The following is a 19095-nucleotide window of genomic DNA, read 5'->3' as shown; positions in this document are numbered from 1 at the left end:
CGGGAAGCTGCGGGACGGCGGGGTGGGCGGGGCGCGGCAAGGACGGACATGGGGACTCCCGGTCGGCGTGGTACAGGTCCCCTCCGACGCTAGGCAGCGCCCCGGCGGCCCGCGTCCACCCGCACGCGCGACCCGGCTGCGCCACAGGTCGACCCCGACCGGGGTGACCCGTACGACCCAGGTCGTACCCGGCCTCAGCCGCCCGGGGTGACCAGGCCGCTCTCGTACGCCAGGACCACCACCTGGACCCGGTCGCGGAGCTGGAGCTTGGCCAGGATCCGCCCGACGTGGGTCTTCACGGTCGCCTCGGCGACGTGCACCCGGGCGGCGATCTCGGCGTTGGCCAGCCCCTGCGCGACCAGCAGCAGGATCTCCCGTTCCCGGTCGGTGAGCTGGGCCAGTCGCGGGTCCTGCGCGGGGGCCGGGCCGAGCCGGTCGGCGAACCGGTCGAGCAGCCGGCGGGTGATCGACGGGGCGACCACCGAGTCGCCCTCGGCGACCACCCGGATGGCCGCCAGCAGTTCCTCCGGCGGCACGTTCTTGAGCAGGAACCCGCTGGCCCCGGCGCGCAGCGCGGCGAACGCGTCCGCCTCGGTGTCGAACGTGGTGAGCACCAGCACCCGGGGCCGGCCGTCGGTGGAGGCGGCACAGATCCGGCGGGTCGCCTCCACCCCGTCCATGGTCGGCATCCGCAGGTCCATCACCACCACGTCGGCCTCGACCCGGCCCAGCACCCGCAGCGCGTCCGCCCCGTCGATCGCCTCGCCGACCACGGCCAGGTCGGGTTGGGAGTCGAGCACCATCCGGAAGCCGGCCCGGACCAGCGCCTGGTCGTCCACGATCACCACTCGTACGGTCATGCCGCGATCACCTCCGCCTCCGGGGTCGACGGTAGCGGCAGCCGTACCTCGACCTGCCACCCGCCACCGGTTCGGGGGCCGGCGGTGAGGCGGCCGTCGTACACGCCGACCCGCTCGCGCATGCCGACCAGGCCGTGTCCGCCGGAGGGGGCCGGCCGGGCCGGTGGCCGGCCACGCCCGTCGTCGGTCACCCGGACCACCAGCCCGTCGTCGACGCCGAGCAGGACCGTGGCGTGCGCGCCGACCCCGGCGTGCTTGAGGGTGTTGGTCAGGGCCTCCTGCACCACCCGGTAGACGGTCAGGTCGAGCCCGGGTGGCAGGGCGGCCGGCACCTCCTCGGCCCGGTAGCCGACGCTGAGGCCGGCGTCGCGGAACCGGCCCACCAACGCGGGCAGTTCGGCGACGGTGGCGCGGCGGCGTTCCGGTTCGGTGCCGGGGGTGTCCGCGCCGGGGCCGGTCGTCGGCTCCGGCGGGTCGGGCTCGCGCAGCACGTCGACGAGCCGGCGCATCTCCTCCAGGGCCTGCCGGCCGGTGTCGGCCACCACCTTGACCGCGTTCCTGGCGGTGTCCGGGTCCCGGTCGAACATCAGCCGGGCCCCGTCGGCCTGCACGATCATCACCGCCATGCTGTGCGCCACCACGTCGTGCAGCTCGCGGGCGATCCGGGCGCGTTCCCCGACCACCGCCGCGCGGGCCTCGGCCTCGCGTTCCCGTTCCAGGGTGGCGGCCCGCTCCTCGAGGCTGAGCACGTAGAGACGGCGGGTGCGGACGTTCAGCGCGGCCAGCCACACCCCGCCGGTGATCAGGCCGAAGTAGATCGCCGGGCCCCACCAGGCGACGGCGGTCCGGGCCTGCGAGGCGGCCAGCAGCACCCCGACGGCGGCGACGACCCCGGCCAGCATGCCGTCGCGCAGCCGGTCGGCGTACTTGACCACGCTGTAGAGGGCGATGAGCACGGCGACGTCGTAGGCCAGCGGCCCCCAGCCCGCGACCACCTGGATCAACGCCAGCCCGGCGACGACCGTCGCGACCAGCGACGGGTGGCCGCGCCGGAACAGCAGGGCCACCGCCATGCCCAGGCCGACCAGCGCGGACGGCCAGCCCCCTGGTTGGGCCGACAGGCCGGGCTGGGCCGCCGCCGTGACCAGTGTGAAGAGCACCACCAGCGCGCTGACGCAGACGTCGAAGGCGACGCTGCGCAGCGGGCGACCGAAGAGGGTACGGCTCACGGTGACCGAGCGTAGTGCCCCGTTCGGGGTCGATGCGGGCCCGTGGGTCGACCGGGGCTCAGACCAGCTCGCGCAGCCGGGCGATCTCGACGGTCTGTTCGGTCGCCACCGCGTTGGCGAACTCGTTGAGCTGCTGGTCGACGCCGGCGGAGAGCAGCTGGGTGGCCATTTCCACCGCGCCGGTGTGGTGGGCGGTCATCAGGCGTACGAAGAGCCGGTCGAAGGTGACGCCGCGGGCGTCGGTGAGCTGCCGGATCGCCTCGGGGGTCTGCATGCCCGGCATCAGGCCGTGGTCGTGGCCGGGCTCCCCGGCGGCCAGGCCCCGGGCGTCGAGCCAGCCGCGCAGCAGCCCGATCTCGGGCGCCTGGGTGCCCCGGATCCGGGCGGCGATCGCCTTGACCTGGGCACTGGCGGCCCGGTCGGGGGCCAGCTCGGCCATCTGGAGGGCCTGTTGGTGGTGCGGGATCATCATCCGCACGAACCAGACGTCGGGGGTGTTGTACCGGGGTGTGCCGGGGGCGCGGACCTCCTGGGCGGGCCGGGTCGCGGCGGGTTCCCCCGGCCGGCCGGGCACGATCACCGCGGGGGCGTCGGTCGGCCCGGCCGTGGTCGACGTCGTCGTGGGGGTGGCCGCCGTCGGGGTCGGCGGGCCGTCGGGGCGCAGCGCCAGCCCGACCGGCACCGCGACGGCGGCGACGACTGTGACGGCGAGCAGGATGCGTCCACGTCGGCCGGTCATGCGCCTCCCTCTCCGGTCGAGGTCGTCGCGATCGTATCCATTCACTGCGGCTGATTGATGTGACGCAGTTCACATCAACTCTCATCACTGGCCGGTAAGGTGCCTGATACGTATCTCCCCCTTTCGAAGGGTTCCGCCGATGATCAGGTTCTCCCTGCCCCGGCCACGGCACCTGAAGATCGTCAGCGTGGTCGCCGCCGGCCTGCTGGTGGCGAGCGTCGCCACCAGCCCGGCGGGCAACGCCGCACCCGCCACCGCGACGCCGGGCGGGACGCCGACAGCCCCGGGCCTCGCCGTCGACGAGATCTCCAGCAGCCCCAACCTGCGCCAGGTCGCCAACCTGCCCAAACAGGCGCCGTTCGACACCACCAGCGCGTTCGGCACCGACATGGCCTTCCAGGGCCGGTACGCCTTCGTCGGCAACTACAACGGCTTCGTCATCTACGACATCGCCCGGCCCGACGCCCCGAAGATCCTGTCGCAGGTGCTCTGCCCCGGCTCGCAGAACGACATCTCCGTCTACGGTGACCTGCTCTTCGTGTCCACCGACTCGTCCCGCACCGACGACTCGTGCGCCAGCGCGAGCCAACCGGCGACGGTGAAGGAGTCCTGGGAGGGCATCAAGGTCTTCGACATCAGCGACAAGGCCAACCCGCGCTACATCAAGTCGGTGGAGACCGCCTGCGGCTCGCACACCCACACCCTCGTCCCCGGCAAGGACCGCAGGACCGTCTACCTGTACGTGTCGTCGTACAGCCCCCGGGCGGACTTCCCCGACTGCCAGCCACCGCACGACTCCATCTCGATCGTCAAGGTCCCGGTGCACAAGCCCACCGACGCGGCCGTGGTCGCCACCCCGAACCTCTTCCCCGACGGCGGCTACGAGGGCATCCCCGGGCAGACCTCGGCCACCACCGGCTGCCACGACATCACCGCCTACCCGACCAAGGACCTGGCCGCCGGCGCCTGCATGGGTGACGGCGTCCTACTGGACATCCGCGACCGCGAGGCGCCCCGGGTGATCAACCGGGTCCGGGACACGGTCAACTTCGCGTTCTGGCACTCGGCGACGTTCAACAACGCCGGGACCAAGGTGGTGTTCACCGACGAACTCGGCGGCGGCGGCGCGGCCACCTGCAACGAGATCGTCGGCCCGAACCGGGGCGCGGACGCCGTCTACGACATCACCGGCCGGGGCGACGCCCGCACGATGGTCTTCCGCAGCTACTACAAGATCCCCCGGACCAACGCCGACACCGAGAACTGCGTGGCCCACAACGGCTCGCTGATCCCCGTGCTCGGCAAGGACGTCATGGTGCAGGCCTGGTACCAGGGCGGGGTCTCGGTCTGGGACTTCACCGACTCGACCCGACCCAAGGAGATCGGCTTCTGGGAGCGCGGGCCGCTGTCGGACACCCAGCTCAGCACCGGTGGCGCCTGGTCGACGTACTACTACAACGGGTACATCTACTCCAGCGACATCCAGAAGGGCCTGGACGTGCTCAAGCTCAGCGACTGGCGGACCTGGACGGCCGACCTGGTCCGGGTGCCCGAGCTGAACGTGCAGACCCAGGCCGGCTACCTGAGCTGGTAGCCGGCACCACAACGGCGGACGGCCCGGCCCCCGCGCGTCGGGGGGCCGGACCGTCCGTCCTGCGAGGGGTCAGCTGATCGGCAACCGGTAGCGGCGTTCCTGCCCCCCACCGGCCACGGTGACCAGCCGGACCTCACCGTCACGCAGCCCGTACGTCACCGACCAGCGGGTGTGGCCCTGCCGGACCTGGTCCAGCAGCCGCAGCGCCGCCGCCGGGTCGACCCGGCCGTCGGCCGCGTCCAGCGCCGCCGCGAGGACGCCGTAGCGGTGGTCACGGCGACGCTGCTGCTCGGGTACGTCGACCACCGGCACGTTGGTCAGCGCCTGCCACCGCCCCTGCCCCCGCTGCACCCGCATCGTCCCGTCGACGAACTCGACCACCGCCGACCGGCCGCCCGCGTCGGCGAGCAGGTAGTGCAGCGGCGGCCCGCCGTCGAAGTCGAGGTTGTGCCGGCCGAACAGCGCCACCGCCTCGTCCACCGTGGCCGCCCGGTCCAGCACCAGCCGCAGGATGCGCACCGACCCGACGGTGGGCCGGCCGGGCACCGGCTTCGCCGTCGCGGTGTCGTCGGCGGCCAGGCCGACGGCCAGCCCCCGCTCGTTCATCCCGTCGAAGGGCAGCAGCGGCGCGTCGAGCAGCCGGCGGTCGCCGGTCGGGTCCGGGCCCACCCCCAGGTAGGACAGGTCGACCAGGGAGACCGAGGCGTACCCGTCGGGGGGATCGGTGCGCAGCACCATCGCCGGGTTGGCGTCCCAGTCGAAGTTGCGGGCGAACAACGGCCGGGCCGGGTCACCGGAGGCGGCGAACAGGGAGCAGCCGAACGGGCCGGTGTCCGGCCGGGCGTCGGTGCCCACCGTCGGGTCGTAGCCGCCGACGTAGGTCATCTCGTAGAGCGGCAGGTCGTCGACCTTGCGCAGGCTGTCCAGCGTCCGGCGGGCCTGCTCCGGGTCCTGCCGGGAGGCGAGCGGCGGGCTCGCCGACGCCGGGCCGGTCGGGGTGGCCCGATCCGTCGGGGTGGCCGAGGCACAGCCGGCGGCGACGAGCGACAGGGCCAGTCCGGCCCCCAGCAGCATCCTGCGCATATCTCCTGAACGCTAGGGCAGCGGTGCCGGGATGTCCACCGTGGCGGTAACCGCGGACGTCGATGCCGGGCCGGTCGGTACGGGGGTCGCCGGCGGGCAGTTGCGGCCAACCGGCCGCACGGCCGGGCCGGCTGTGCGAGGATCGTGCGCCGTGACACCTGCCGGCGGGACACCGCCCGTACCGACCGAGCGGCCCCGCAGGTTGCGGCTGCACCCGCTGGACCAGGTGGCGATCGGGCTGGCCCTGCTGGGGCTCGGCGCGGTGGTCACCGGCCTGCTCCCCCGGGCCGACGCCGAGGCCACCCTGCACCGCATCCTGCCGCTGCTGCTCTTCCTCGGCGCGGTGGTGGTGCTCGCCGAACTGACCGCCGTCGCCGGGGTGTTCGACGTGCTGGCCAGCCGGCTGGCGATCACCGCCCGGGGCAGCTTCGCCGCCCTGTTCCTGCTCTGCGTCGGGTTCGCCTCGCTCACCACCATCGCCCTCAACCTGGACACCACCGCGGTGCTGCTCACCCCGGTGATGATCGCGCTGGCCCGGAGGTTGGACGTCGCCCCGGGTCCGCTGGCGATGACCACCGTCTGGCTGGCCAACACCGCCAGCCTGCTGCTGCCCGTGTCGAACCTGACCAACCTGCTCGCCGCCGACCGGATCGCGCTGGCCCCGGCGGCGTACGCGGCCCGGATGGCGTTGCCGCAGGTCGCGGCGATCGGGGTGACCATGGCCGGGTTGTGGCTGTGGTACTGGCGGCGCGGGCGGCGCGACGTCGACCGGTTCACCCCTCCCCCGCCGCACCGGGTGGCCGACCGGCTGCTGTTCGGCACGGCGGTCGCCGGCTGTCTGCTGCTCGTCGCCGGCATCCTGGTCGGGGTGGAGATCGGCGTGGCCGCCGCCGTCGCCGCCGGGCTGGTGGTGGCCGGCTTCGCGGTCCGGTCCCGGCGGACCCTGCGCCCGGCGCTGCTGCCCTGGCGGCTGCTGGTCTTCGTGACCGGCCTGTTCCTGGTGGTGCAGACCCTCGGCCGGCACGGGCTGGACGACCTGGTGTCCGTGCTGCTCGGGGACGCCGGGGGCACGGCGGGGGCGCTGCGCGCCGGGGGCACCGGGGCGTTGCTGGCCAACCTGGTCAACAACCTGCCCGCCTACCTGGCCGGGGAGGCGGTGCTCCCGACCGGTGACGAGACCCGGCTGTTGGCGTTGCTGATCGGCACCAACGTGGGCCCGCTGGCGGTGCCGTGGGCGTCGCTGGCGACCCTGCTGTGGTTCGAGCGGTGCCGGGCCGCCGGGGTGGCCGTGCCGCTGGGCCGGTTCGTGGCGACCAGCGCGGTGGTCGCGGTCCTCGGTACCCTCGCCGCGGTGCTCGCCCTGCTGGTCGCCGGCTGACCCGCTGGCGGGGTCGTCAGATCCCCATCTCGGCCTCGTACGCCGAGCGCAGCCGGGCGCGGGCGGACGGGGCCAGGCAGACGTGCCAGGCGGGTCCCTCGTCGATGACGTTCAGTTCACCGGCGGCCTGCCGGGCCAGCAGGATCTCGGCCAGCACGTCCCGCGCGCCGAACCGGTCGTACCAGGCCAGTTCCACGTCCACCGCCCAACCGAGGCAGTGACCGCTGGGCAGCATGGCCGGCCGGCCGAGCCGGCGCAGCCGGTACTGGTGTTCGGTGCTGTGGGCCAGGCTGGTCACCCACAGCGGTGGGGTCTGCGCCGGGGCGGACCGGGCGAACTCCCGGGACAGGTCGTTGAGGAGCGCGACGACCTCCCGGCGGGTCCGGCGGAACGCCACTCCGACGGTCGGCGGGGCGGCCTCCGGCCGCAGCCGGCCCCGGAGGGCGCGCACGCCCCGATCCAGGACGCCGGCCGGCTGTTCCCGGTAGCGGAAGCCGAGCAGACCCCGGCGGCGCAGCCATTCCAGGTCGATCAGGTCGGGGTGCGTGTCGACCTGCTCGTCGGTCGCCAGGACGGTGGTGTCCCGCCACCACATCAGGTCGATGCGGGAGAGCAGGTAGATCCGGACCAGCGCGGTCAGGTCGGGGCCGGCGTCGGGCCGGTCGGGCTGGTGCCGGGCCAGTTCCAGCAGGAGGGTCTCCCGGGCGCCCAGCACCCCCTGCCCGGTGGCGTCGAGCACGTCGGCGATGGCTGGCTCGCGCAGCCGCTCGTCGAGCAGCACCTGACGGGCGGCGGTGCCGGCGGTGCCGGCGAGCGCGCCGACCTCGACCAGCAGTTCGGCGACCGCCTGCCGGTACGCGTCGAGGTCGGGGGCGGCCGGCCGCACGCACCGGGTCGGGGTGGGCGTCCGCCGGGCCGGGGCGGGCGGGGTGACGCCGGGTTGGGGGCCGGGGCTTCGGCTGGGCACGCGCATGGTCGGTCCTCTCCCGGTGCGACACGGTGCGGATGAACCTGAGGGCACCGTAACCGTGGTGAACCGGTGGAGACCGAGCATTCCTCCCATGACCCCCAAAGGGCGACACGTGCCGGCGGTGTCGCCAGGTCCCACACCGGCCGGGGCCGGTGGCCGACCGCGACCGGGCCGCCCGCCGACGCGCGACGGACGGCCCGGGGCGGACGGGTCAGCGCAGCGTGCAGGCCGTCCCGTTCACGGCGAACCCGGTCGGGGTCGCGTTCGTGCCGGTGTAGGAGGCGTTGAAGCCGAGGTTGACCGAGCCGTTCGGCGCGACCGCGCCGTTGTAGCTCTCGTTGGTCACCGTGACCTCGCTGCCGCTCTGGCTGAACCGGCCCGACCAGCCCTGGCTGATCTGCTGGTTACCGGTGAACCGGAAGGTCAACCGCCACGACGACCAGGCCGCCGCGCCGGTGTTGGTCAGCGTGACGCTGCCGGTGAAGCCGGTGCTCCAACTGTTCGCCGAGTAGGTCACCGCGCACCCGCCACCCGCGGGCGGGGTGGTGGTCGGCGGGGGCGTGGTGGTGGGCGGGGGCGTGGTGGTGGGCGGGGGCGTGGTGGTCGGCGGGGGCGGCGTGGTGGTCGGCGGCGGCGTCACCGTGGGGGTCGGCGTCGGGTCCGGACCGGTGCCGGTGCCGGCCTGTTCGGCCGCCCAGTGCACCAGCCACGCCAGCGCCGAGTTCCAGTTGATCGCCACCTCGTTGACCGAGTACGCCCCGATGTCGTCGACGTAGCACTTCTGCGGCTTGCAGCCACCGAGCTGGGCCTGCACGACCGGGTCCTGCAACTCGCTGTTCGGTCCGCCGGAGAGCGAGCCGGGCGGCGCGGTGGGCAGCGAGCCGTCGTTCTGGTTGGCCCAGAACCGGTGGTGCACGTTGCGCACCGGCTTGTCCCCGTAGCCGGCCACGTAGGACTGGTTGAGCGGGTTACGGCCGAGCAGGTAGTCGTAGGCGGCGAAGGCACCGTTGCGGTACTTCGGGGTGCGGGTCAGGTCGTAGGCCACGGCGAGCGCGTTGGCGTTGTTGGCGACCGCGCCGTTGGAACCCCAGTAGTACGTGCCGTTGCCGCTGCCCGGCGCCGGGTAGCCCTGGTTGGCGATCTGGGCGAGCATCCGGTCGGCAAAGGAGACGATCGCCGCCCGGATCGCGCTCACGTCGCCGCTGGCCAGGCCGGTCGGCACCAGCGCCAGGGTGGTGTCACCCAGCCCGGCCGTCCAGCTCCAGTCGTACGCGCCCCGGGTGAAGCTCGTGCCCCGGGCGTGCGGGGAGCTGCTGAGGTCGTTGCGGTAGCCGGTGGTGCCGGTGGTGGCGTACAGCTCCGCCGCCGCCCAGTAGAACTCGTCGGTGACGGTGTTGTCCTCGTACGCGCCGCCGCCGGTGTTGTCGGTGGCGGGGGCGAGCCGGTTCGGGTTGGCCTTCGCCGCGGCGTACGCCTTCTCGGCGGCGGCCAGGGCCCGGGAGGCGAACGCGGCGTCGAACGGGCGCCACAGCCGGGACGCCTGGGCGGCCACGGCGGCCATGTTGAGCGTGGCGGCGGTGCTCACCGGGGAGAGCAGCCGCGCCTCGCTGTCCAGCTCGGGGCGGGTGGGCAGGGCGGTCCAGTTCTGGTCGTGGATCTTGTGGTGCACCATGCCGGCGTTGGTCCGGCCGTCCGGCACCTGCATCTTGAGCAGGAACTCCAGCTCCCAGCGGGCTTCGTCGAGCACGTCCGGCACCCCGTTGGACCGCTCGGGGATGGCCAGCGTGCCGTCGGCGACGGCCGACTTGTCGGCCCCGGCGACGTGCAGGGTCCGCTCGTAGATGTTCTGCAGCTGCCAGGTGGCCAGGCCACCGTTGACCACGTACTTGCCCTGGTCACCGGCGTCGTACCAGCCACCGCGCACGTCCAGGGTGTAACCGCAGGAGGTGCGGCAGGGCACGTTGTTGTCCCCCCGGTTGGGGGCGACGTTGACGTGCCCGGCCGGGCGGGCGTAGCGGGAACCGACGTACTGGGCGTCGATCGGGGTGCCGCTGCGCTGGTGGTAGAAGAACGCCAGCGAGTCCCCGCGCAGCCGGCGTACCGCGTCGGCAGAGATGTCGAACGGGTAGCTGTTGCTCCCGCCGACCGACAGCACGTAGCCGGTGCCGGGGGTGTCGTAGGCCGAGAAGTCCGCGATGTGCACCGGGTCGCCGGAGAGCGCGTCGGTGCCCCGTACCGTGGTCTGCCCGGAGGCGACCGTGGCGCCGCCGGCGTTGCGCAGCGTCCAGCCGAGCGGGGAGTTCGCGGAGTTCACGACGGTCGCCTGCTTGGGCAGCCCTGGCACGTAGGCGACCTGGTTGACCTTGACCGGTGAGCCGGGGTCGGGGGCGGCTGAGGCGAGCTGCGGCACGGCCGCGAGCCCGCCGAGGGCGAGCAAGGCGGCAGCCGCGAGCGCGACCGGACGCCGTCGGGAATGCTGGGGCATGGGGCCTCTTCCGGTGGGGATGGCAGTGACCATCCGACCGGACCGACGCAGCATTGACCCGCCGGGCGGTCGGATGGACCGTCGACGGGAGCGCTCCGCCCACCATAGACCACCGTCAGTCCGCCGGAAAGTCACCGCCCAACGGCTGGACGGTCCGGGTGTCGCCGTCGTAGCTGCGCGCCGCCACGAGCGCGCCCGCCGGCCGCCCGCCGCCGACCACGGCGCGGGCCAGCCGCCGATCCCGGTCGCGGAAGCGCAGCGCGAGGCTCAGGTGCGGCACCCAGGTCCCCGGGGCGTGCCAGGGCCGCTGCCCGGGAACGCCGTGCAGCGCCTCCCAGACGGCCTCGTGCAGGGCGGTCAGCGCCGGGTCGGGCCGGACCAGCCACACCAGCGGGGCGCTGCCGTCGAGCACCGTCACCCGTTCCAGGGCGACCGGCAGCGGCAACGCGGTGGCGAACAGGACGGCGAGCCGGTCGGCGACACCGGGCGGGAACGCCTCGACGGCGGCCAGTGTCAGGTGCGGCCGGTTCGTCGGATGGCCGTGCCGGGCGAGGCTGGGCAGCCCCGCCTCGGCCAGCCGGTCCCAGGCGGTCCGCACCGTCCGCTCCAGCGCCGGACAGCAGAGCAGTTCCACCGTACGCACGCCCGTCAGGCTAACCGGCGGGCGGGCTCGGCTGTGCCGGTCGGCACGGTGGGGCCGGTCGGCGGCACGGCCCGACCGGGGTGATGGAAAACTTTGCCCATGAGTTCCGCACCCACACCGACCGACCTCTCCGCTCCCGGCGACTCCGACGGCGGGCCCGCCTTCGTGGATCTCGGGCTGCGCGCCGAGTTGCTGGGCGCCCTCGCCGCGCTCGGCTACGAGGAGCCGACCCCCATCCAGCGGGAGGCGATCCCCCTGCTGCTGTCGGGACGGGACCTGCTCGGGCAGGCGGCCACCGGTACGGGCAAGACCGCCGCGTTCGCCCTGCCGCTGTTGCAGCGGATGCCGCAGAACCGCCAGGGCGGCGACCCGGTGTCGCTGGTGCTGGTGCCCACCCGGGAGTTGGCCGTGCAGGTCTCCGAGGCGTTCCACCGCTACGGCAAGGACCTGGGCGCCCGGGTGCTGCCGATCTACGGCGGCCAGCCGATCGGCCGCCAGCTACGTGCCCTGGACCTGGGCGTGGACGTGGTGGTGGCGACCCCGGGCCGGGCGCTGGACCACATCGCCCGGGGCACCCTGCGGTTGGGTTCGCTGGCCACGGTCGTGCTGGACGAGGCCGACGAGATGCTCGACATGGGCTTCGCCGAGGACATCGAGGCGATCCTGGAGCACGCGCCCGCGCAGCGGCAGACGGTGCTCTTCTCGGCCACCATGCCGGCCCGGATCGACGGGCTCGCCCGCCAGCACCTGACCGACCCGGAGCGCATCCAGATCGGGCGGGAGCAGCCGGTGGCCGGCGAGGCCCCCCGGGTCCGGCAGAGCGCCTACATCGTCTCCCGGGCGCACAAGCCGGCGCTGCTGGGCCGGGTGCTGGACGTGGAGTCCCCGACGGCGGCGATCGTCTTCTGCCGCAGCCGGGAGGAGGTCGACCGGCTCACCGAGACGATGAACGGACGCGGCTACCGGGCCGAGGCGCTGCACGGCGGGATGAGCCAGGAGCAGCGGGACCGGGTGATGGGTCGGCTGCGCGCCGGCACCGCCGACCTGCTGGTGGCCACCGACGTGGCGGCCCGGGGGCTGGACGTCGAGCAGCTCACCCACGTGGTCAACTACGACGTGCCGTCCGCACCGGAGTCGTACGTGCACCGGATCGGCCGGGTGGGCCGGGCCGGCCGGGAGGGGGTGGCGATCACCCTGGCCGAGCCCCGGGAGCACCGGATGCTCAAGACCATCGAGCGGGTCACCGGCCAGCGGATCACCATCGACAAGATCCCGACGGTGGCCGACCTGCGCACCCGGCGGCTGGCGCTGACCCAGGCGGCGCTGCGGGAGAGCCTGCTGGAGGACGACCTGGACCCGTTCCGGGTGATCGTCGAGTCGCTGTCGGACGAGTTCGACCTGATGGAGGTGGCGCTGGCCGCGGTCAAGCTGGCCCACGAGGCGGCCCTGCCGGGCTCCGACGACGAGGAGGAGATCCCGCAGGTGCCGGTCCGCCCGGCTCGGGAGCCCCGCCCCGGGTTCGACAGCCGGGGTGGGGACCGGCGCGGCGGCGGCCGGCCCCGCACGGGCGGCACCGCGCAGGTCTTCATCGGCCTGGGCCGCCGGGCCGGGGTACGCCCGCAGGACCTGGTCGGCGCGATCACCGGTGAGACCCGGGTGAGCGGCCGGGACATCGGCTCGATCGAGATCGCCGACCGGTTCTCGCTGGTGGAGGTGCCGCAGGGCGTCGCCGACGAGGTGATCGCCGGGCTGCGCAACAGCACCATCAAGGGCCGCAAGGCGACCGTACGGCGCGACCGCGGCGTCGACGGGCGCTGACCCGGACGCGACACCGGCCCGCCTCCCCACGCGGGATGCGGGCCGGTCACGGCGGCTCAGAGCGGGTACGGCCCGAACCGGCCCCAGGCGACGAGTGCCGCCAGGACCAGCAGCGCCACGGTCACCACGGTGCCGGGGAGTTCCTTGGCGCGGGCGTGCACCACGATCGCGCCGGCCATCACGATGACCAGTCCGACGGCGGCCAGCGGGGTGAGCACCGTGGCGATGCCGGTGAGGCCGGGCAGGACCAGCCCCAGCGCGGCCAGCAGCTCGGCCGCGCCGAGCGCCTTGACCTGAAGCGGCGGGGTGTTCCGCACCCACCCCATCCGGTCGAGCAGCTTCTCCCTGGGCTGGGTGAGCTTGGTCAAGCCTGCGCCGGCGAAGAGCGCGGCGAGCAGGATCTGCACGATCCACAGGAACACGTTCACGGGTGGTCGCCTCCGGGGGGTGCCACCGGACGGTGGCGGATGCGGGAAACGGGAGAGGTCCAGGCTACGGGCCCGCAGCGGCCCCCGACGCCGGGCGCGACGTCGGGGGCCGTGCGGTGGGTTCCGGTCAGGCGGCGCCGACCGGTCGACCGCCGAGCGTGTCCGCGTCGATCTCGGCCGGGCGCAACGCCAGGGCGAGCACGTCGGCCACGTCGGCCAGGGTGTGCACGGTCAGCGCCGCGCGCACCTCGGTGGGCAGGTCGTCGAGGTCCGGCTCGTTGCGGGCCGGGATGATCACCTCGGTCAGGCCGGCCCGGTGCGCGGCGAGCAGCTTCTGCTTCACCCCGCCGATGGGCAGTACCCGCCCGGACAGCGTCACCTCGCCGGTCATCCCGAACTCGGGCCGTACCGGTCGGCCGGTCACCAGGGAGGCCAGCGCGGTGACCATGGTGATGCCGGCGCTCGGGCCGTCCTTGGGCACCGCGCCCGCCGGCACGTGCAGGTGGATCCGGCGTCCGGCCAGGGCGTTCGGGTCGAGGCCGTAGCGCCGCCCGTTGGCGCGCAGGTAGGACAGCGCGATGTGGGCGGACTCCTTCATCACGTCGCCGAGCTGCCCGGTGAGGGTCAACCCGGGCTCACCGTCCATGCTGGTGGCCTCGATGAAGAGCACGTCGCCGCCGGCACCGGTGACGGCCAGGCCGGTGGCCACGCCGGGCACCGCCGTCCGTTCGGCCGACTCCGGGGTGAACTTCGGCCGGCCCAGGTAGCGGGCCAGGGTGTCGGTGTCGACCCGGACCGGGGCCGGGTCGGTGGCCAGGGCCACGGCGACCTTGCGCAGGATCTTCGCCAGGGCCCGTTCGAGCTGCCGGACGCCCGCCTCCCGGGTGTACTCACCGGCGATCAGCGCCAGCACCTCGTCGGTGACGGTCACCTCGTCGGCGGTCAGGCCGGCCCGCTGGAGCTGCCGGGGCAGCAGGTGGTCGCGGGCGATGGCGACCTTCTCGTCCTCGGTGTACCCGTCCAGGGTGACCAGTTCCATCCGGTCCAGCAGTGGGCCGGGGATGGTCTCCACCACGTTGGCGGTGGCCAGGAAGAGCACGTCGGACAGGTCGAGGTCGACCTCGAGGTAGTGGTCGCGGAAGGTGTGGTTCTGGGCCGGGTCGAGCACCTCCAGCAACGCGGCGGCCGGGTCACCGGCGTATCCGACGGCCAGCTTGTCGACCTCGTCGAGGAGCACCACCGGGTTCATCGAGCCAGCCTCCCGCAGCGCCCTGACGATCCGGCCGGGCAGCGCGCCGACGTAGGTGCGCCGGTGCCCACGGATCTCGGCCTCGTCGCGGACGCCGCCCAGGGAGACCCGGACGAAGTTGCGGCCCAGCGCGCGGGCCACCGACTCGCCGAGGCTGGTCTTGCCGACGCCGGGCGGGCCGGCGAGGGCGAGCACCGCGCCGGAGCCGCGTCCGCCGACCACGCCGAGGTTGCGCTCGGCACGACGGTTACGCACCGCGAGGTACTCCAGGATGCGGTCCTTGACGTCGGCCAGGCCGGCGTGGTCGGCGTCGAGCACCGCCCGCGCCGCCGTCAGGTCGGTGTTGTCCTCGGTGCGCGTGTTCCACGGCATCTCCAGCACCGTGTCCAGCCAGGTGCGGATCCAGCCCGCCTCGGGTGAGGCGTCGCTGGCCCGCTCCAGCTTGCCGACCTCGCGCAGCGCCGCCTCGCGGACCCTGTCCGGCAGGTCGGCCGACTCGACCCGGGAGCGGTAGTCGGCGGAGCCGTCCGGCTCGTCCTCGCCGAGTTCCTTGCGGATCGCGGCGAGTTGCTGGCGGAGCAGGAACTCCCGCTGGGACTTCTCCAGCCCCTCCCGGACGTCGCTGTTGATCTGTTCGGTGACCTCCTGCTCGGCCAGGTGGTCCTTCACCCAGCCGACGAGCAGTTCCAGCCGGGCGGTGACGTCCGGCGCGGCGAGCAGTTCGGTCTTCTGCGCCAGGCTGAGCCACGGCGCGTAGCCGGCCGCGTCGGCCAGTTCGGACAGGTCGGTCATCCGCTCCATCGCGTCGATGACCTGCCAGGCGCCCCGCTGCTGGAGCACCGAGGTCATCAGGGCGCGGTACTCGCGGGCCAGGTCGCGGGCGCGGCCGGCGGGGGCGGGTTCGTCGAGCCGGGTGGCCTCCACCCAGAGGGCCGCGCCGGGTCCGGGGACGCCGGAGCCGATCCGGGCGCGGGCGAGGCCGCGCACCACGGCGGCGGGCTCACCGTCGGGCAGGCGGCCCACCTTCTCGATGGTGGCGATCGTGCCGACGGGGCCGTACTCGCCGTCGATGCGGGGTACGGCGAGCAGGGTCTTGTCGCCACTGGCCCGGGCGGCGTCGACGGCGGCCTGGGTGGTCGGGTCGAGGGTCACCGGGATGACCATGCCGGGCAGCAGGACGACGTCGGTCAGGGGAAGTACCGGAAGGGTTGCCATCGGACACCTGCCATCACTTGAGGTTGAGCGTGTCTCACTCAAGTCACAAACCGTGCCCCGTGTTCCGACCTGTGACCCAGGACACATCCCAGCCGTACCGCCACCGCCGGCCAGCATTGGCCGCACCCGGATTTCCCAGGATTGACGCGACCCGCCAAATGAAAGCAAGGCATATTGTTGCGGATTTGCCGCCAGATACGTCAAACTCTTAGCACACCCCGATCACCACAGGGAGTAATGGCGATGGCAAGGAAAGTAATCACCGTTCTGACCGACGACCTCGACGGCGGAAAGGCCGATCGGACCGTCGAGTTCAGCCTGGATGGGGCGGCGTACACCATCGACCTCTCCGACGAGAACGCGGGGGTGCTGCGCAAGGCCCTCGACGCCTACATCACCGCTGGCCGTCGAATGGGCCGGGGCGCCGTCGAGGCCGGTCGCCCGGCCCGCCGCCCGGCCCGGCCCGGCGTCTCGGGAATGGATCGCGAGCAGAACCGTGCCATCCGGGAATGGGCCACCAAGAACGGACACGAAATCTCCGAGCGCGGGCGCATCCCGGTCTCGGTCGTGGAGGCGTGGAAGAGCCGCTGACGACGAGCCGGACCACGAACGGACACGCCGGGGTCACGCTGGGATATCAGCGTGACCCCGGCGTTTTTGCCGTGTCCACAGTTTCCACCCGGCGACCCCACACCGAAAACATCTGCCGGTAGGCTGCCCGGCCCGCCGGCGCACCCGGCGGGAACGGAACTGCGGGCCATCCCGGAGGTTTCCGGGATGGCCCGCAGTCGTCGCCCGTCGGGTCAGTTGACCCGGATACGCACCACGTCGAAGGCGGGGGTCTGGTTGGCCCGCTCCATCATCGGCACCCGGTGCGAGCCGTCACCGGCCCAGACCGCGCACTGCGCCGTACCCGACTGCGGCAGGCCCGGGATCTGGATGGTCACGTCGTCGGCCTGGTTGCCGCCCTTGCCGTCCTCGGTGGCCACGAAGAACGCCGGCACGTCCTGCGGGTTCGAGGGGGCCTGGTTGGTGTTCTGGAGCATCCGGCAGGCGGTGTGGAAGTGACCGCGGGTCAGGCCCTGACCGTTGAGCACCGAACTCTCCAGGTAGTAGCCACCCTGGCCGGCCGCCAGGAACCGGTCACGGACCAGGTTGCGGGTGGAGACCTTCAGGGTGAAGGCCTGGTTGCGCTGCACCTGGTTGGGGAACTGGGTGATCAGCAGCGACGGGTTGTTGGCCGCCGCGCCCACCTCGCCGAACGCGGTGCTGACGCACCGGTTGCCGTTCTGGAAGCCGTCGTGCGGCTGCAACCGGCTGTTGGCGCAGTCCTTGGCCAGCACGCCCAGGGCGTTGCCGTTGTTGCCGTTGTTGCCGTTCTGGCCGTTGTTGTTGCCGTTCTGGCCGCCGTTGTTGCCGCCGTTGTTGTTCTGGCCGCCGTTGTTGCCGTTCTGGCCGTTGTTGTTGCCGCCGTTGTTGGCCGCGGCGGCCACCTGGCAGCCGGCGAGCTGCTCCAGACCCTGCGGACGCTGGGCGAAGCGGCCGATCGCGGTGGCGATCCGGTTCAGCGCCGACCGGCGCTTGTCGGCCAGCGGGCCGAGGATGGCGTTGTCGATGAACGCCTTACCGTTGCGCCCCTCGGCCGCCAACCGCTTGTTGGCGTCGTCGATCTGGGTCTTGAGCAGGGCGAGTTCCTTGTCCACCTCGGCCTTGGCCTGGGCCGGGATCTGCGGCAGCCGGGGGGTCACCTCCGGGCAGGCCACCGTCGAGGCCAGCGTGGTCACCGGCGCGTTGCCGGCCTTGACCGCCTGGCACTCGGCGACGGACATCTGGCCGTCACCCCAGTGGTTACGGACCCACCTGCCGTTCTGCCACGTCTGGGTGGTGCTGCCGCGCCCGCTCGGCGAGGTGGCACCGGGGCTCGGTGCGACGCAGGCCGACGAGACGTTGCGGGTCTGCTGCCTCGGCTTGTCCCCGGCCGAGGAGATCTGGGTGACGGCGGCGATACCGCCGAAGACGACGAGCGCACCGACCGCCGCCAGCAGCCGCTTGCTCCGCGCGTTACCGGATGACCGGCGTGCCCCTGTGGACCTGCGCATCGAATTGCTCTCCTTCTCGATCCGGTACCTGACTCGCGCCCCCGACGAGGAGACCCTTTCCGGGTCGGTCACCCCCGCCGGAGACGCTGCGACGTTCCGGTCGCACGTCGATGGCCGACGATGCCTTTCCGCACCGTCCGCCGCGTCGGGTGGCGCGGCTGGGAAGATCCTGTCCATTCCCGCTTAGGTACGGGCCGGCATCGGCGAAGGTTCAACGCGGATCGAGGAATCCCGGACCGTTTTCCGGGCCGGCCGCAATGTCACCAACCGTCGCCGGAAAATGACGGCCGGTCGTTCGGCGGCGGGGCGTTTCGACGGCGGTCAGTCCACGCAGAGGTGATCGAACGCGAACGGGGCGGCCAACTCGTCGCGCTGGTCCCGCAACGCGCGGATCTGCCGACGCAGGTCGTCCCGGTCGAGCAGGGCCGGTTCCTCGTCCTGCGCCCCGGCCAGCCGGTCGCCCACCGCCACCGCGGCGAGATCCTCGGCCAGCCGGCCCGGGTCCACCCCGCAGCGCAGCCGCGCCTCGTGCACCGTGACCCGCTCCACCAGGCACCGGCCGGGACGCACCTCGACCCAGCTCCACCCCTCGGCCGTCCCGTCGCCCCAGCGCACGTGCAACCCGCGCACGATCGGGTCGCTGAGCCGCCGCGACACGTACGCCTCGACGGCCGCCGCCCGGGACAACGCGCCGAGGTCGTTGACCGGCCCGGTACGTCCGTCCGGCAGCCGCCCGACGATGTCCCGGAAGTCCACCGGGGCGTCGTCCGACCCGTCCGGGGCAGCCCCGGCGGCGTAGGCGCGCGCGTCGATGACGTACGTGACGATGCGCCGGCCGTGCCCGGCGGCCCGCAGCGTCGGCGAGCCGATCCGCAGCACCGGCAGGCCCACGGCGGCGCACACCGCGGCGGCCATCCGCCCGGCCCGCTGCCCGGCCGACCCGGGGGGCGCGGTCGGTCCGACGGTCAGGGCGAACAGCGGCACACCGGTGTCGGCCGCGCAGACGACGTGGTCGAACTCCTCGCGCAGGGCGGAACTCCACTGGTGCCCGGTGACCCCGGCCGGTCGGCGCGTCACCAGGTCGCCGAGCCGGCGGGCGGCGTACACGGCCTGACCGGCCCGGACGAACAGCGGCGCGGCACCGGTCGGCACCGGCCGCAGCCGGGCGTCGTCATCGGTGGCGGTACGCGTCATCGTGCGGTCGGTCCGTCCGTGGCAGGCGAGGGTGACCGGCCGAGTCTAGGACGTCGAGGGCGATCACCACCCCGCCGGTTCGGACGACGGACCCGGCACCAGGCGGTTGGT

15 protein-coding genes are annotated in these 19095 nt (G+C 73.5%); 4 read left to right on the top strand and 11 right to left on the bottom strand.

What is annotated here, in order from left to right; translation table 11 throughout:
• Positions 1-194 precede the first annotated feature (194 nt).
• The 3 genes from ACN267_RS07730 to ACN267_RS07720 are packed head-to-tail and all read right to left on the bottom strand — an operon-like array spanning position 195 to position 2828.
• A complete protein-coding gene (locus ACN267_RS07730) occupies positions 195-860 on the bottom strand; it encodes a response regulator (RefSeq protein ID WP_204960658.1) in 666 nt (221 codons plus the stop codon).
• Positions 857-2089: a sensor histidine kinase gene (locus ACN267_RS07725; protein ID WP_421488281.1), complete on the bottom strand. Its 1233-nt coding sequence runs from the start codon at positions 2087-2089 to the stop codon at positions 857-859. The genes ACN267_RS07730 and ACN267_RS07725 overlap by 4 nt, the downstream gene beginning before the upstream one ends.
• A gap of 58 nt (positions 2090-2147) precedes the next feature.
• Positions 2148-2828 carry a DUF305 domain-containing protein gene (locus ACN267_RS07720; RefSeq protein WP_421488280.1) on the bottom strand — a complete coding sequence of 227 codons (681 nt, stop codon included), beginning with the start codon at positions 2826-2828 and terminating at the stop codon, positions 2148-2150.
• Positions 2829-2967: 139 nt separating this feature from the next.
• On the opposite strand from ACN267_RS07720, the gene ACN267_RS07715 reads away from it, so the two are divergent.
• Positions 2968-4422 carry an LVIVD repeat-containing protein gene (locus ACN267_RS07715; RefSeq protein WP_421488279.1) on the top strand — a complete coding sequence of 485 codons (1455 nt, stop codon included), beginning with the start codon at positions 2968-2970 and terminating at the stop codon, positions 4420-4422.
• 69 nt (positions 4423-4491) lie between these two features.
• Here the strand turns inward: ACN267_RS07715 and ACN267_RS07710 are convergent, their stop codons facing one another.
• The gene (locus tag ACN267_RS07710) at positions 4492-5505 is read right to left on the bottom strand and encodes a linear amide C-N hydrolase (RefSeq protein WP_421488278.1); all 1014 of its coding nucleotides are present in this window, start codon (positions 5503-5505) and stop codon (positions 4492-4494) included.
• A 151-nt stretch (positions 5506-5656) separates the two neighbouring features.
• Between ACN267_RS07710 and ACN267_RS07705 the strand changes: the two genes are divergently transcribed.
• Positions 5657-6883 (top strand): SLC13 family permease, encoded by a 1227-nt coding sequence (locus tag ACN267_RS07705; RefSeq protein ID WP_281897199.1) that lies wholly within the window; start codon positions 5657-5659, stop codon positions 6881-6883.
• Positions 6884-6899: 16 nt separating this feature from the next.
• On the opposite strand, the gene ACN267_RS07700 is transcribed toward ACN267_RS07705, so the two are convergent.
• The 3 genes from ACN267_RS07700 to ACN267_RS07690 form a co-directional block, all read right to left on the bottom strand.
• Positions 6900-7856: a hypothetical protein gene (locus ACN267_RS07700; protein ID WP_421488277.1), complete on the bottom strand. Its 957-nt coding sequence runs from the start codon at positions 7854-7856 to the stop codon at positions 6900-6902.
• Between the two features lie 208 nt (positions 7857-8064).
• Positions 8065-10338, bottom strand: coding sequence for a glycoside hydrolase family 9 protein (locus ACN267_RS07695; protein WP_421488276.1), 2274 nt, complete (start codon positions 10336-10338; stop codon positions 8065-8067).
• A 115-nt stretch (positions 10339-10453) separates the two neighbouring features.
• A complete protein-coding gene (locus ACN267_RS07690) occupies positions 10454-10981 on the bottom strand; it encodes a 2'-5' RNA ligase family protein (RefSeq protein WP_204960651.1) in 528 nt (175 codons plus the stop codon).
• A 99-nt stretch (positions 10982-11080) separates the two neighbouring features.
• Between ACN267_RS07690 and ACN267_RS07685 the strand changes: the two genes are divergently transcribed.
• A complete protein-coding gene (locus tag ACN267_RS07685; protein WP_204960650.1) occupies positions 11081-12799 on the top strand; it encodes a DEAD/DEAH box helicase in 1719 nt (572 codons plus the stop codon).
• 56 nt (positions 12800-12855) lie between these two features.
• Here ACN267_RS07685 and ACN267_RS07680 read toward each other — a convergent pair whose 3' ends face one another.
• Both ACN267_RS07680 and lon read right to left on the bottom strand, forming a co-directional pair.
• Positions 12856-13227, bottom strand: coding sequence for a DoxX family protein (locus tag ACN267_RS07680; RefSeq protein WP_204960649.1), 372 nt, complete (start codon positions 13225-13227; stop codon positions 12856-12858).
• Between the two features lie 127 nt (positions 13228-13354).
• Entirely contained in the window at positions 13355-15691 is a 2337-nt protein-coding gene (gene lon / locus ACN267_RS07675) for an endopeptidase La (protein ID WP_281897192.1), read from the bottom strand.
• A 243-nt stretch (positions 15692-15934) separates the two neighbouring features.
• Between lon and ACN267_RS07670 the strand changes: the two genes are divergently transcribed.
• Complete coding sequence (locus tag ACN267_RS07670) at positions 15935-16282, top strand: histone-like nucleoid-structuring protein Lsr2 (RefSeq protein WP_204960647.1); 348 nt, start codon at positions 15935-15937, stop codon at positions 16280-16282.
• A 212-nt stretch (positions 16283-16494) separates the two neighbouring features.
• Here the strand turns inward: ACN267_RS07670 and ACN267_RS07665 are convergent, their stop codons facing one another.
• Positions 16495-17790, bottom strand: coding sequence for a hypothetical protein (locus tag ACN267_RS07665; protein WP_281897189.1), 1296 nt, complete (start codon positions 17788-17790; stop codon positions 16495-16497).
• A gap of 321 nt (positions 17791-18111) precedes the next feature.
• Entirely contained in the window at positions 18112-18984 is an 873-nt protein-coding gene (locus ACN267_RS07660; RefSeq protein ID WP_204960645.1) for a hypothetical protein, read from the bottom strand.
• Between the last annotated feature and the right edge of the window lie 111 nt (positions 18985-19095).

Origin of the sequence: Micromonospora sp. WMMD734 (assembly GCF_049178975.1) — a bacterium.
Classification (GTDB): Bacteria; Actinomycetota; Actinomycetes; order Mycobacteriales; family Micromonosporaceae; genus Micromonospora; species Micromonospora wenchangensis.
Note: the sequence above shows the minus strand (reverse complement) of the source record. Positions and strands in the feature narration are given on the sequence as shown.

Bases quoted from the DNA above. Each gene is read 5' to 3' on its own strand.
- ACN267_RS07730 (WP_204960658.1), bottom strand. From the start codon at position 860: ATGACCGTACGAGTGGTGATCGTGGACGACCAGGCGCTGGTCCGGGCC.
- ACN267_RS07720 (WP_421488280.1), bottom strand. From the start codon at position 2,828: ATGACCGGCCGACGTGGACGCATCCTGCTCGCCGTCACAGTCGTCGCC.
- ACN267_RS07715 (WP_421488279.1), top strand. From the start codon at position 2,968: ATGATCAGGTTCTCCCTGCCCCGGCCACGGCACCTGAAGATCGTCAGC.
- ACN267_RS07710 (WP_421488278.1), bottom strand. From the start codon at position 5,505: ATGCGCAGGATGCTGCTGGGGGCCGGACTGGCCCTGTCGCTCGTCGCC.
- ACN267_RS07700 (WP_421488277.1), bottom strand. From the start codon at position 7,856: ATGCGCGTGCCCAGCCGAAGCCCCGGCCCCCAACCCGGCGTCACCCCG.
- ACN267_RS07695 (WP_421488276.1), bottom strand. From the start codon at position 10,338: ATGCCCCAGCATTCCCGACGGCGTCCGGTCGCGCTCGCGGCTGCCGCC.
- ACN267_RS07685 (WP_204960650.1), top strand. From the start codon at position 11,081: ATGAGTTCCGCACCCACACCGACCGACCTCTCCGCTCCCGGCGACTCC.
- lon (WP_281897192.1), bottom strand. From the start codon at position 15,691: ATGGCAACCCTTCCGGTACTTCCCCTGACCGACGTCGTCCTGCTGCCC.
- ACN267_RS07670 (WP_204960647.1), top strand. From the start codon at position 15,935: ATGGCAAGGAAAGTAATCACCGTTCTGACCGACGACCTCGACGGCGGA.
- ACN267_RS07665 (WP_281897189.1), bottom strand. From the start codon at position 17,790: ATGCGCAGGTCCACAGGGGCACGCCGGTCATCCGGTAACGCGCGGAGC.
- ACN267_RS07660 (WP_204960645.1), bottom strand. From the start codon at position 18,984: ATGACGCGTACCGCCACCGATGACGACGCCCGGCTGCGGCCGGTGCCG.